The sequence below is a fragment of the Brenneria corticis genome, assembly GCF_003115855.1.
Lineage (GTDB): Bacteria > Pseudomonadota > Gammaproteobacteria > Enterobacterales > Enterobacteriaceae > Brenneria > Brenneria corticis.
Window position 1 is genome coordinate 150,326 of sequence record NZ_KZ819079.1, and the last position, 11,621, is coordinate 161,946.

Annotated in this window: 9 protein-coding genes and 1 tRNA gene; 5 read left to right on the forward strand and 5 right to left on the reverse strand. The window is 57.4% G+C overall.

Annotated features, from left to right (window positions below; translation table 11 throughout):
- The first annotated feature begins 1 nt into the window (after nucleotide 1).
- Nucleotides 2-1,600, forward strand: a complete 1,599-nt coding sequence (locus DDT56_RS12055) for an EAL domain-containing protein (protein ID WP_136166687.1) — start codon at nucleotides 2-4, stop codon at nucleotides 1,598-1,600.
- A 10-nt stretch (nucleotides 1,601-1,610) separates the two neighbouring features.
- Here the strand turns inward: DDT56_RS12055 and DDT56_RS12060 are convergent, their stop codons facing one another.
- From DDT56_RS12060 to DDT56_RS12070, 3 genes are all read right to left on the reverse strand, one after another.
- Nucleotides 1,611-1,994 carry an HVO_A0114 family putative DNA-binding protein gene (locus tag DDT56_RS12060; RefSeq protein ID WP_136166688.1) on the reverse strand — a complete coding sequence of 128 codons (384 nt, stop codon included), beginning with the start codon at nucleotides 1,992-1,994 and terminating at the stop codon, nucleotides 1,611-1,613.
- Between the two features lie 5 nt (nucleotides 1,995-1,999).
- Nucleotides 2,000-2,365 carry a toxin-antitoxin system TumE family protein gene (locus tag DDT56_RS12065; RefSeq protein WP_136166689.1) on the reverse strand — a complete coding sequence of 122 codons (366 nt, stop codon included), beginning with the start codon at nucleotides 2,363-2,365 and terminating at the stop codon, nucleotides 2,000-2,002.
- A 223-nt stretch (nucleotides 2,366-2,588) separates the two neighbouring features.
- A tRNA-Pro gene (locus DDT56_RS12070) sits at nucleotides 2,589-2,665 on the reverse strand.
- Between the two features lie 139 nt (nucleotides 2,666-2,804).
- Between DDT56_RS12070 and uhpA the strand changes: the two genes are divergently transcribed.
- The 4 genes from uhpA to uhpT all read left to right on the forward strand — a co-directional run bounded on the left by uhpA (nucleotide 2,805) and on the right by uhpT (nucleotide 7,779).
- Complete coding sequence (uhpA, locus tag DDT56_RS12075; protein WP_136166690.1) at nucleotides 2,805-3,395, forward strand: response regulator transcription factor UhpA; 591 nt, start codon at nucleotides 2,805-2,807, stop codon at nucleotides 3,393-3,395.
- Entirely contained in the window at nucleotides 3,395-4,897 is a 1,503-nt protein-coding gene (gene uhpB, locus DDT56_RS12080) for a signal transduction histidine-protein kinase/phosphatase UhpB (protein ID WP_136166691.1), read from the forward strand. The genes uhpA and uhpB overlap by 1 nt, the downstream gene beginning before the upstream one ends.
- 8 nt (nucleotides 4,898-4,905) lie before the next feature.
- Nucleotides 4,906-6,246 (forward strand): MFS transporter, encoded by a 1,341-nt coding sequence (uhpC, locus tag DDT56_RS12085; protein ID WP_136166692.1) that lies wholly within the window; start codon nucleotides 4,906-4,908, stop codon nucleotides 6,244-6,246.
- 141 nt (nucleotides 6,247-6,387) lie between these two features.
- Nucleotides 6,388-7,779: a hexose-6-phosphate:phosphate antiporter gene (uhpT, locus tag DDT56_RS12090; protein WP_136166693.1), complete on the forward strand. Its 1,392-nt coding sequence runs from the start codon at nucleotides 6,388-6,390 to the stop codon at nucleotides 7,777-7,779.
- A 252-nt stretch (nucleotides 7,780-8,031) separates the two neighbouring features.
- Here uhpT and eptB read toward each other — a convergent pair whose 3' ends face one another.
- Together eptB and ligB are read right to left on the reverse strand one after the other, a co-directional pair.
- Nucleotides 8,032-9,708 carry a kdo(2)-lipid A phosphoethanolamine 7''-transferase gene (gene eptB / locus DDT56_RS12095; protein WP_136166694.1) on the reverse strand — a complete coding sequence of 559 codons (1,677 nt, stop codon included), beginning with the start codon at nucleotides 9,706-9,708 and terminating at the stop codon, nucleotides 8,032-8,034.
- A 117-nt stretch (nucleotides 9,709-9,825) separates the two neighbouring features.
- The gene (gene ligB, locus DDT56_RS12100) at nucleotides 9,826-11,541 is read right to left on the reverse strand and encodes an NAD-dependent DNA ligase LigB (protein ID WP_136166695.1); all 1,716 of its coding nucleotides are present in this window, start codon (nucleotides 11,539-11,541) and stop codon (nucleotides 9,826-9,828) included.
- Nucleotides 11,542-11,621: the final 80 nt, after the last annotated feature.

Sequence of the window (11,621 nt, forward strand, 5' to 3'; positions counted from 1 at the left end):
GATGATCCCCGGACACGGAAAGTATAAAAGTCACTGGTCGCTACTGCTGGCAGCCGGAGCCTTACCGCTGCTGCTCGGATTACTGTTCACCTTTGTCGAATCCCGGGTGGTGGTGAAACGAAACCTCGAATCCACCGCATTAGTCGCCCTGCATCACGCTGAAAACATCACCAGGCAAGCATGGCTTATGGTTGCTGAACTCGAGCGTTTTAACGGTCTGCCGTGCAGGGATATCGGCGCCGAATTGCAGCGACTTGGTTCGGTGTTTTCCTATTTTCGCGCCATCGGCCTCACCAGAGATACCAACGTCTACTGTTCATCGACTTTCCGCCATACCTCGACGCTTATGGACATGGTGATTCTGCAACCATTGCCGTCTCCTCTGCCAAAACGATGGAGCCTGTCGATTGCTGGCTCGTCAAGCGTGAAAAGCCGCCCGGCGGTGATATTCACTCAAGTGCCGCGCACCGGCAACGGCGCCTATGTCATGGTCGATGCCCAATATCTTATTGACCTGATGCTGGCCATCGGGGAGCCACGCGGGTATCAGTTAACGCTAACGGTAAATAATGGCTACCCCATTCAGGTCGGTCAGGCAATCCCCCCCGTTTCCGGCATATTTTCCACCGCCGAGTTAGCCGTCGAGTCTGATGATTTCCCGATTTCCGTTCGCGTGGCCGCGTCCGTCGAAGAGTCGATAAGAACCTGGAAACAAACGTTTTTTACCTTTCTTCCCATCGCCGTTATCCTGTCCCTGCTTTTTATCGTCGGCGTGTGGAACTGGCACAAGCGCAAGCTGCTGTTTCGGGATGAAATCAGAAAAGGGATCGCGCACGGCGAGTTCTCCGTCTATTACCAGCCGATCTACGATTCGGCGGCCAAACATTGCCTCGGCGTCGAAGCGCTGCTGCGCTGGCGACGTAGCAACGGGGAGTGGATTAGGCCGGACGTTTTTATCGCCGCCGCCGAGGCGGAAGGCATGATTATTCCCATTACCCGGCACCTGTTTAAGCTCGTCGCCGCGGACGTCGCCGGTTGGAAAGTAAGGCCGGGGTTCCATCTTGGGCTGAACGTCGCCGCGGAACATTTACAGCACCCGGATTTTGTCTCGGACGTCCGCAATTTCGCCGCCAGGGTGGCGCCTCAGCAACTGAATATCACGCTGGAGCTAACGGAGCGCAGCCTTATCAGCAACGGTTCCGACGTCATACAGAGGCTGCATCAATTGCGCGACGATGGATTTCTGATCGCCATTGATGATTTCGGCACCGGCCATTGCTCGCTCTCCTACCTGCAAAACTTCCCGTTGGATTATCTGAAAATAGACCGGGGATTTATCAATACCATTCCGTTATTGGATGAGGAAGCCCCGATACTCGATGTCATCATCAACCTTAGCCAGCGGATGAAGCTCAAGATCGTGGCGGAAGGCGTGGAAACCACCAAGCAACTGGCTTACCTGAAACAGCGCGGCGTTATTTACATCCAGGGATTTCTTTACGCCAAACCCATGGACAGCGAATCTTTAACCGCCTGGCTTTATTACCGCGATAGCCAGCCGCTGGAAAGTTTTATCGATATTCAAAACGGGGAGAAGTAACCGGCAGGTTTCAGGCTACTTTATGGCTAAACCTCTCGATAAACGCTTGCTTAACCTGGATATCGAAATCGGTAAATACAGCAACAGGCTTGACGCTGCGCCCCACTTTTTCCAACCGAACGAACCCATACGAGTTCAGCGTCTTAAGCGTTACGGATAAATTACTTTTCTTGCGCCCTGACATCTGCGCAAGTTCTGTTATCGTCTCCGGCTTCCGCTCGTCCATCTGGCGGAGCAACGCTATATTTTCATTACTGAGAACCTGAGCCAGTGCATTCATTGATGTAAACCATATTTTCGGCTCGCCGGCTTCCGGCTTATGTTCACCTTTAACAACGGCAAGCATTCTTTTACGAATAAGCTGTTCAGGCATAACGCCAATAAGTGCTTTCATAAAAATTAACCTCGCCTCTCGCGATCTTCGATGACTTCATCTATTTTGTTGAAAAAATCCTCTAACAACTGCGCCGCTGAGACAAACTCATACGGATACCCTTTATCTTTAGCATTCCTATGAATATGGTCATACACCACGCGACCGGAATACTTACCTTTCTTCGGTAGTTTGATCCCGTGGGCGTTATCCATCCCAAAGACTCGCGTATTGTATTTATCATGCAATGTAAGGCTGTAGCGAATGCCGTGAGGAACAAACGGCGTTGCTCTCACCTCCCAGGCATCAATCTTCCACCAGTAACCATCATCCCGATAGACTGTCTCGCCGTGCAGCGATAGCAGATAATCCAAAGCAGAGTCACGTTCCATAGACCCCCCCCTGAAAGGTTATGATCCAATCATAACCATAATAACCGCCATGTCAAACAGCAGTAAACGAGAGTAAGCGCTAATGGGCGTTGAAAAATAAACGATTGCCAAAGAATCCGGATAACCCGTAGAAAACCAACGTAAAAAAACCCGCCAATCCGATAAGGAATGGCGGGTTTTTTTATGTTTTCGGCTAGTAACGGGTACTAACCGAATATGTTCTTGGTCGGTGAGAGAGGATTCGAACCTCCGACCCCTTCGTCCCGAACGAAGTGCGCTACCAGGCTGCGCCACTCACCGATGCGGGCGCATATTACTGCTCCCCCATTAAGGCGTCAATCCCTTTTTGGAAAAAGGATTTACCTACCGCGGAACAACACTTGAACCGCACTAGCGGTGGCGTTAAGGTACTCGCCCGTTATAACGCCTGGTTCCCCTGATGATCACTATCGCTCTTATTGACGATCACCTTATCGTCCGTTCCGGTTTCGCCCAACTGCTGGCGCTTGAGCCGGATATGCGGGTGGTCGGCGAGTTTGGTTCCGGCCGCGAGGCGCTGGCCGGGCTGCCGGGACGCGCGGTGCAGGTCTGCATATGCGATATCTCCATGCCGGATATTTCCGGTCTCGAACTCTTAAGCCAGCTGCCGAAAGGCATGGCGGTGGTGATGCTCTCGGTTCACGATAGCCCGGCGCTGATTGAACAAGCCCTGCACGCCGGCGCGCACGGATTTCTCTCCAAACGTTGCAGCCCCGATGAACTGATCGCCGCGGTGCGCACCGTGGCGACGGGCGGCTGCTACCTCACGCCGGACGTGGCGCTGAAACTGGCGTCCTCCAGGCAGGATCCGCTGACCCGCCGCGAACGCCAGGTAGCGGAAAAGCTCGCTCAGGGGATGGCGGTAAAAGAGATTGCCGCCGAACTGGGGCTATCGCCGAAAACGGTACACGTTCACCGCGCCAACCTGATGGAAAAACTCGGCATCAGCAATGACGTCGAGCTGGCCCGTCATCTCTTTGCCGACTGGTAATGCGTCCGTTGCTCACCCGGCTAATCTCCGTTATCGCCAGCCTGTTTATCTTCTGCGCCGCGTGGTTCTGCCTGTGGGGCATCAGCCTGCATCTGGTGGAACGTCCCGAGCTGGCGGCGTTGCTGTTCCCGTTTGGTTTACGCCTGGGATTGATGTTGCAATGCCCGCGCGGCTACTGGCCGGTATTGCTTGCCGGTGAAGGATGCCTGTTGATGTGGCTGTCGCAGCAGGTCGCCCTGCTTCACCTGCCATTATTGATGACCGGGAGCCTGCTGTCGCTGCTGCCCGTCGCGCTGGTCAGCCGCCAGCGCCGCCGGAATGACTGGCATACCCTGTTGCTGCAGGGCGGCGCGCTGATCGCCGCCGCGCTGTTGCAATCCCTGCCCTGGATCGGCGACGGAGAAAACGCGCTTACCGTGCTGCTGTTGACGCTGACCGGCGGACTGACGCTGGCGCCCACCTGTCTGGTTATCTGGCACTACCTCACCAGCGCCACCTGGCTGCCGCTCGGTCCGGCGCTGGTTTCACAGCCGATCAACTGGCGCACCCGGCATCTGCTGTGGTATCTGCTGCTGTTTGTCGTCAGCCTGTGGCTACAGTTGGGGCTGCCGAACGAGCTGGCGCGCTTTACGCCGTTTTGCCTGGCGCTGCCGATTATCGCCCTCGCCTGGCATTACGGCTGGCAGGGCGCGCTTATCGCCACGCTGATGAACGCCATCGCCCTGATCGCCAGCCAGACCTGGCACGACCATCCGGTGGATTTGCTGCTCTCATTGCTGGCGCAGAGCCTGACGGGACTGCTGCTGGGGGCGGGAATCCAGCGCTTAAGGGAACTTAACCTGTCGCTGCAAAACCAACTGGCCCGCAACCATCGCCTCGCCGAACGGCTGCTGGAAACCGAAGAGAGCGTGCGGCGGGAAGTGGCGCGCGAACTGCACGACGATATCGGCCAGACCATTACCGCGATTCGCACCCAGGCCGGCATTGTGCAACGCCTGGCGCCGGAAAATAGCGGCGTGAGGCAGAGCGGCGCGTTGATTGAAACGCTCTCTCTCGGCGTGTACGACTCGGTACGCCGTCTGCTGGGCCGCCTGCGGCCGCGCCAGCTGGACGATCTTTCCCTGGAGCAGGCGATGCGTTCGCTGCTGCGCGAGATGGAGCTGGAAGCGCGCGGCATCGTCAGCCGGCTCAGCTGGCAAATCGACGAGTCCCTGCTTAGCGAAAGCCAGCGCGTCACGCTGTTTCGCGTCTGTCAGGAAGGGCTGAACAACATCGTCAAACACGCCAATGCCAGCACGGTAACGCTGCACTGCGAGCGTCAGGACAACCAGCTGCTGCTGGTGATTGAAGACGACGGCTGCGGCCTGCCGCCGAACTCCGGACGGTCGGGTCTGGGCCTGACCGGCATGCGCGAACGGATCGCCGCCCTCGGCGGGAGGTTGACTATTTCCTGCACCCGCGGGACGCGGGTCGCCGTCAGTCTGCCGCTGCGTCAGCAATAAGGAGCGTCATGTTTGGTTTTCTGAAAATCCCCTCCGCCATCGCGCCGCTTACCGATCGGCAAGAGATTGACGCCACCTACCGCTACTGGCGGCGGCATATTCTTATCTCCATCTATCTGGGCTATGCGCTGTTTTACTTTACGCGCAAAAGTTTCAACGCCGCGGTGCCGGATATTCTCGCTAACGGCATTCTGACGCGCTCCGATATCGGCCTGCTCGCCACCCTGTTTTACGTTACCTACGGACTGTCGAAATTCTTTTCCGGCATCGTCAGCGACCAGTCCAACGCCCGCTACTTTATGGGGCTGGGGCTGATTGCCAGCGGGGTGGTGAACATCCTGTTCGGCTTTTCATCGTCGCTGTGGGTATTTGCCCTGCTGTGGGTGGCGAATGCGTTCTTCCAGGGCTGGGGTTCGCCGGTGTGCGCGCGCTTACTCACCGCCTGGTATTCGCGTACCGAGCGCGGCGGCTGGTGGGCGCTGTGGAACACCGCGCATAACGTGGGCGGCGCCCTGATCCCGATGGTGGTGGGCGCGGCGGCGCTGCACTGCGGCTGGCGCGCCGGGCTGATTATCGCCGGAACGCTGGCTATTCTGGCCGGGCTGTTTTTGTGCTGGCGCCTGCGCGATCGCCCGCAAACCCTGGGGCTGCCCAGCGTGGGAGAGTGGCGGCGGGACGCGCTGGAAATCGCGCAACAGCATGAGGGCGCCGGGCTGTCGCGCCGGGAAATTCTGCATAAGTATGTGCTCGCCAACCCTTATATCTGGCTGCTGGCGCTCTGCTATGTGCTGGTTTACCTGGTGCGCGCCGCCGTCAACGACTGGGGCAATCTGTATATGTCCGAGACGCTCGGCGTGGATCTGGTCGTCGCCAACTCGGCGGTCACCATGTTCGAGCTGGGCGGATTTATCGGCGCGCTGGTCGCCGGCTGGGGATCGGACAAACTGTTCAACGGCAACCGCGGGCCGATGAATCTGATCTTCGCCGCCGGCATCCTGCTGTCCGTCGGCTCGCTGTGGCTGATGCCGTTCGCCAGCTACGTCATGCAGGCGGCCTGCTTTTTCACCATCGGCTTTTTTGTCTTCGGCCCGCAGATGTTGATCGGTATGGCGGCGGCGGAGTGCTCGCACAAAGACGCGGCGGGCGCCGCGACCGGCTTCGTCGGACTGTTTGCCTATTTGGGGGCGTCGCTTTCCGGTTGGCCGCTGGCGCAAATTATGGATATCTGGCACTGGACCGGTTTCTTTGCGGTCATCGCCGTCGCGGCCGGCGTCTCCGCTCTGCTGCTGCTGCCGTTTTTAAACGCTCAGGCACCACGCGGCGGAGAAAAAATGCCGGCAGAAGCGTGACCCGCTTCACTCTTTTTTCGCTAAAAGGCCAAAACCGGGAAAATTTCCTAGTTTTTACTGGATGATATCTTAAGCCAGCGGCGACCGCCTCTTCTTACAATGCAGCCACTTCCAGCGTTTGCGTAGTAAGAGGAGACAACCATGCTGGCCTTTCTTAATCAGGTACGTAAGCCGACCCTGAACCTGCCGCTCGAAACGCGGCGCAAAATGTGGTTCAAACCCTTTATGCAGTCCTATCTGGTGGTCTTTATCGGCTACCTGACCATGTACCTGATCCGCAAGAACTTTAACATCGCTCAGAATGACATGATCGCCACCTACGGTTTGAGCATGACGCAACTGGGAATGATCGGCCTGGGCTTCTCCATCACCTACGGCGTGGGGAAAACGCTGGTTTCCTACTATGCGGATGGCAAAAACACCAAGCAGTTCCTGCCGTTTATGCTGATCCTCTCCAGTATCTGTATGCTCGGCTTCAGCGCCAGCATGGGTTCCGGATCCGTCAGCCTGTTTCTGATGATCGCCTTCTACGCGCTGAGCGGGTTCTTCCAGAGCACCGGCGGGTCGTGCAGCTATTCCACCATCACCAAGTGGACGCCGCGCCGTAAACGCGGAACCTATCTCGGCCTGTGGAACATCTCCCATAACCTGGGCGGCGCCGGCGCGGCGGGCGTGGCGTTGTTCGGCGCCAACTATCTGTTCGACGGCCACGTGATCGGCATGTTCATCGTACCGTCCGTTATCGCGCTGATTGTCGGCTTTATCGGTCTGCGCTACGGCAGCGACTCGCCGGAAGCCTACGGTCTGGGTAAAGCGGAAGAGCTGTTTGGCGAAGAGATCAGCGATGAGGACAAAGAGACCGAAGACAGCTCGATGACCAAATGGCAGATCTTCGTCGAGTACGTGCTGAAGAACAAAGTTATCTGGCTGCTGTGTTTCTCCAACGTGTTCCTTTACGTGGTGCGTATCGGTATCGACCAATGGTCCACGGTATACGCCTTCCAGGAGCTGAAGCTGTCAAAAGAAGTCGCGATTCAGGGCTTTACCCTGTTTGAGGCCGGCGCGCTGGTCGGTACGCTGCTGTGGGGCTACCTCTCCGACCTGGCCAACGGCCGCCGCGCCCTGGTGGCCTGTATCGCGCTGGCGCTGATTATCGCCACCCTCGGCGTCTACCAGCATGCCGGCAATTCGTACGTTTACCTCGCTTCGCTGTTTGCGCTGGGTTTCCTGGTTTTTGGTCCGCAACTGCTGATTGGCGTGGCCGCCGTGGGCTTTGTGCCGAAAAAAGCCATCGGCGCCGCCGACGGCATTAAAGGCACCTTTGCCTACCTGATTGGCGATAGCTTCGCCAAACTGGGTCTGGGGATGATTGCCGACGGTACGCCGATCTTCGGCCTGACCGGCTGGGCCGGCACCTTCGCCGCGCTGGATACCGCCGCCATCTGCTGTATCTGTCTGATGGCCGTGGTTGCGGTGCTGGAAGAGCGTAAAATCCGCCGTGAAAAACGTATCCGCAAACAGAAAACCGCGTAACCGGTTGATAACAGAATCTGCCCGACAGTTATTCACCATGCCTTACCCGTTCGTCATTCCCGCGCACAAAAACATCGGGAATGTTTTTGAACGCCGCTTGCGGCGGCCCGAAGGGCGAGCCCCAGGGATGGGGCGAGTAACCGGGAATCACTCAATGACTATTCACGGTTCCAGCAGGAGATCCCCGCCTACTGCCGCGGGGATGACGATGGTTGGTGACGGCGATAACAGCCCCCCATCCGGGCATCCACGCTAGCTTCCCTTATTACACCAGTTGTTTTTCGGGTTGATGCCGCCGTCCGGCGAGGTATAGCCAATACATCCCAGGATGGTGTCGAACAGCTCTTCGTGGCGGTGCGTTTTACCTATCCGCTGTTGAGCCTTGAGCCGATCGAAGGCGTTAAGGTTATCGGGGTCGGCCAGAAACTTATCCGACGCCCAGACTATCATCGGCGATCGGAACTGCTCCGGCGGCGCCATATGGCGAGGCGTACCATGCAGGTGATGGTTATCATCGATGGATTCACCATGATCGGAGGCATAAAAGACCAGCGCTTTTTTATCCCGCACCTGGTTAATCACGTTATCGATAAAGCTGTCGGTATACAGCACGCTGTTATCAAACGCGTTAATCAGCTGCTCGCGGGAACAGGAGGCGTCCACCCCCATGCATTCCGGCTGATAGCGGGCATAGCTGCGGGGATAACGCATCGAATAGAGATAATGGGACCCCTTGGTATGCAGCACAATCAGATGCTTGCCGCGCGGGTAACGTTCCAGCGATTCCTTAACTTCATCCACCAGCAGCATGTCGTCCACCGACTTGCCGTCGTTACTTTTTTCCGACGCAATCATTTCGCGGAAAGAGTAGTTGTCAGCTTCAATACTGTTATAAAACCAAACCTCGCTCTGCATCGCGAACAGCTCGGACGTAAACCCCAGATCCTGGAGTACCGCAAAGATATTTTGCTCCTTCAGCGTGCGCTGAGGGTTGTCTTCCGTACCGCCTTCGCGCACAAACATGCAGCGCAAGGAAAGCTTGGTCGAGGTATCGCAGGAGTGACCGCGGAAAGCGACCAGATTTTTTTCTTTCGACAGTCTGGGCGTGGTGTCGCGCTCATACCCCAACAGCCCCATATGATCCCAACGGGTGGTTTCACCGATAATAAAGACCACATAGGTGTCATCAATCCCTTTGGGCGGGATATAGGTGAAGTGCTTGCCGGGATCGAACAGATTCGTCGAGTCCAAGCTTTCGTCATATTTGGTGTAGGCGAACAGCCCCAGCGCGGAAAGCCAGTTTGACGGCAGGTAGGAGTGCGCCACCACGCCGCCATAGCTGGGTAAGTCAACGTTGGAAAATTTTTCAGAAACCGACTGGGCTCGGTCCATATAGCGGATCGGCAGCCACACCAGCGCGACAGCCGCCAGTAAAATCAGCACCGGCGCCAGGCGTTTTCCCGGCGATTTCAGCTGTTCAATCAAGGTATGGCGTAATTCGTTTTTCCAAATCAGCAACAAGGGCAAGGCGCTGACCGCCAGCATCCACAGAATAAAATGGAGACCGATAACCTCTTTGGAAAGATCAATGTCCGTGGTCATAACGGCGGCAATAATGCCGTAGCCGATAACCACATTGTAAAAGCTCATGTAATAACTGGCGGCGACGGAAATAAGGACCAGCAGCGAGGCGACGATGCGATAAAAATGGCGCCCGCCCAGCGAAATAATGCGCATAAGAAAAAAGGTGAACAATATACAGGCCGCCAGTTCAATCATCGCCGGGAGAAATTTGGATATTTGCGTGCCCGTGACGATGGAAAAAGAATCAAACCGCCGATAAAAGACCGAAAGATTAAGGAAAAAACCGATATATATTGCCAGGACTAACGATAACTTAGGCTGTGAAAACGTGGGACCAAACTTCATCGCGTCAAATGCTCCGACAAAACTTATTTTATTATCTGAAGCTGTAGGACAACGGCATAATGGGGGAGTTCATTACCACAGCGCGCGTTTTATCTTTGCCGGCATATACCCGTCATACTACCGCTTGGCGGCGCCCCTTATATTTTTTATCCCCTCGTTACCCAGCCAGGCAATAAGCTCGACCACCGCCGGATGATGCAAAAATGCCATGAGTTCTTCCGCCCGCTTGGCGCCTACTCCCGGAAACCGCCGCCACTGCAACGCGGTGCGCTGTTGCAACTGCGGCCAGCTGATATTCTCCAGCACGTTCCCCGCCGAACGCGGCAAGGGAAGCCCCAACGCCACCAGCCAACGCGCCAGAGGCTGCTGACGAGCCTGCTGTAAATTGTCATAAAGGTTATCAGCCTGCCTGATGCCAACCCCCTTCACGTCCCGTATCTGTTCCCTGCTCAGCGCCAGCCATGACACCACGTCACGCAATACGCCCTGTTGCGTCAAGCGGCGCCATATCCCTTCGCTGACGCCTTTAAGATTCAGCCCGTGCTCGCCGCTGAGCCAGGTCAGCCGCGCAACCATCTGCTGCCGACAGGCAATGCTGTATTGAAAGCAGCTGAGAGGATGAAAATCCCCCTCCGGCGGCAGAGTTACCGCGGCGCGTTCGGCAACCCGCCACACCACCTTGTCCAGCCGGGGGATGCCCTGCCCGGCCAGACTGATGGCGATCTGATCGCCGGGCAGGACATCCCACTGCCGCCAGCGCGATAGCGACCCCACATTGACCCGGCGCACCCTCTTGTCATCCAGCCGCAGCGAATTGAGCCTCAGTACCACGCTAATTCTGCCGGTACGGCCGATGGCAAAATCAACGCCGTTAACCTCCGCCACCTGCCGCACCGGCGGATATTTCCAGGCAATGGCCCAGTCGGCCGGGGTATTGCGCCAATAGCGCCCCTGCGGTTCTTTATCCTGACGGATCACCACGCCATCGGTGACGAAGGGCAAGGGATGGCGAAACCAGCGCTCCCGCCAGCGTTCGGCCTCCTCCAGCGAGGAGATGCGATGCGTATAATCGGCCGTCATGGCGAACCCCATCGTCCGTAATCCCTCAAGGCGCTCGGGCAGCGCGGCTGGGCCATCGGGCCACTCCCAGATAAAAACGCCGATGCGCGGCAAAACGGATGAAGGCTGATGGCGGCGCATCTCCCCGGCAACCGCCGCCCGGGCGTTGATTCCGCCTTGCCGATCCTGCCGATGGCCGGCCACCTTAAGGAACAGCTCCCCCTGTAGCACCAGCGTGGCGGGCGCTCCGCTCAGTTCGTTGGGGATATCCGCGATATTCAGGGCTTTTTGCGTCCAGTCCTCCCCTCTCCAGCCGTTACCCCGGCTGATTGCCGACGCCAGTTTTCCCTGCTGGTACACCAGCGTGACCGCCACGCCGTCAATTTTGGGCTGGATCCAGACATCCTGACGCTGTTTTATCCATCGCGACAGTTGCCCGCGGTCGGAGAGCTTTTTCAGGCCGGTATGCGCCACCGGATGCGCCCGTTTGCCCCGGTCCGGCAGGCGAATGGAAAAATCCGGCCCGGCGGGGTGAAAACAGCGCCGCCAGTGTTCCAGCCGGTCGCGCAACTGGTCGTAAACCTCATCCTCCACCTGACTGGTTCCCGCCTGATAATAAGCGTCATCCCATTGCTCCAGTTGCTGACGCAGCATCAGCAGCTCTTTTTCGGCTCGGCCGGCCGACCAGTCAGGGCAAGCGGGCGCGGCGCTCAACGGCCCGCCGGCCAACCCCGCCAATATTACGCTGACAAACCCTGTGAACCAGCAATTCATATGACCTCTCCCCTGAGTGCGGACCGCGCACGGCCAGTACAGCGCGGTCGCCGACGTAACACGAGGGAGAAAAACCAACG

What these genes read in the sequence shown, in the direction of transcription:
- uhpB (WP_136166691.1), top strand. Translation starts at nt 3,395, where the DNA reads ATGCGTCCGTTGCTCACCCGGCTAATCTCCGTTATCGCCAGCCTGTTT.
- ligB (WP_136166695.1), bottom strand. Translation starts at nt 11,541, where the DNA reads ATGAATTGCTGGTTCACAGGGTTTGTCAGCGTAATATTGGCGGGGTTG.
- eptB (WP_136166694.1), bottom strand. Translation starts at nt 9,708, where the DNA reads ATGAAGTTTGGTCCCACGTTTTCACAGCCTAAGTTATCGTTAGTCCTG.
- DDT56_RS12055 (WP_136166687.1), top strand. Translation starts at nt 2, where the DNA reads ATGATCCCCGGACACGGAAAGTATAAAAGTCACTGGTCGCTACTGCTG.
- uhpT (WP_136166693.1), top strand. Translation starts at nt 6,388, where the DNA reads ATGCTGGCCTTTCTTAATCAGGTACGTAAGCCGACCCTGAACCTGCCG.
- uhpA (WP_136166690.1), top strand. Translation starts at nt 2,805, where the DNA reads ATGATCACTATCGCTCTTATTGACGATCACCTTATCGTCCGTTCCGGT.
- uhpC (WP_136166692.1), top strand. Translation starts at nt 4,906, where the DNA reads ATGTTTGGTTTTCTGAAAATCCCCTCCGCCATCGCGCCGCTTACCGAT.
- DDT56_RS12065 (WP_136166689.1), bottom strand. Translation starts at nt 2,365, where the DNA reads ATGGAACGTGACTCTGCTTTGGATTATCTGCTATCGCTGCACGGCGAG.
- DDT56_RS12060 (WP_136166688.1), bottom strand. Translation starts at nt 1,994, where the DNA reads ATGAAAGCACTTATTGGCGTTATGCCTGAACAGCTTATTCGTAAAAGA.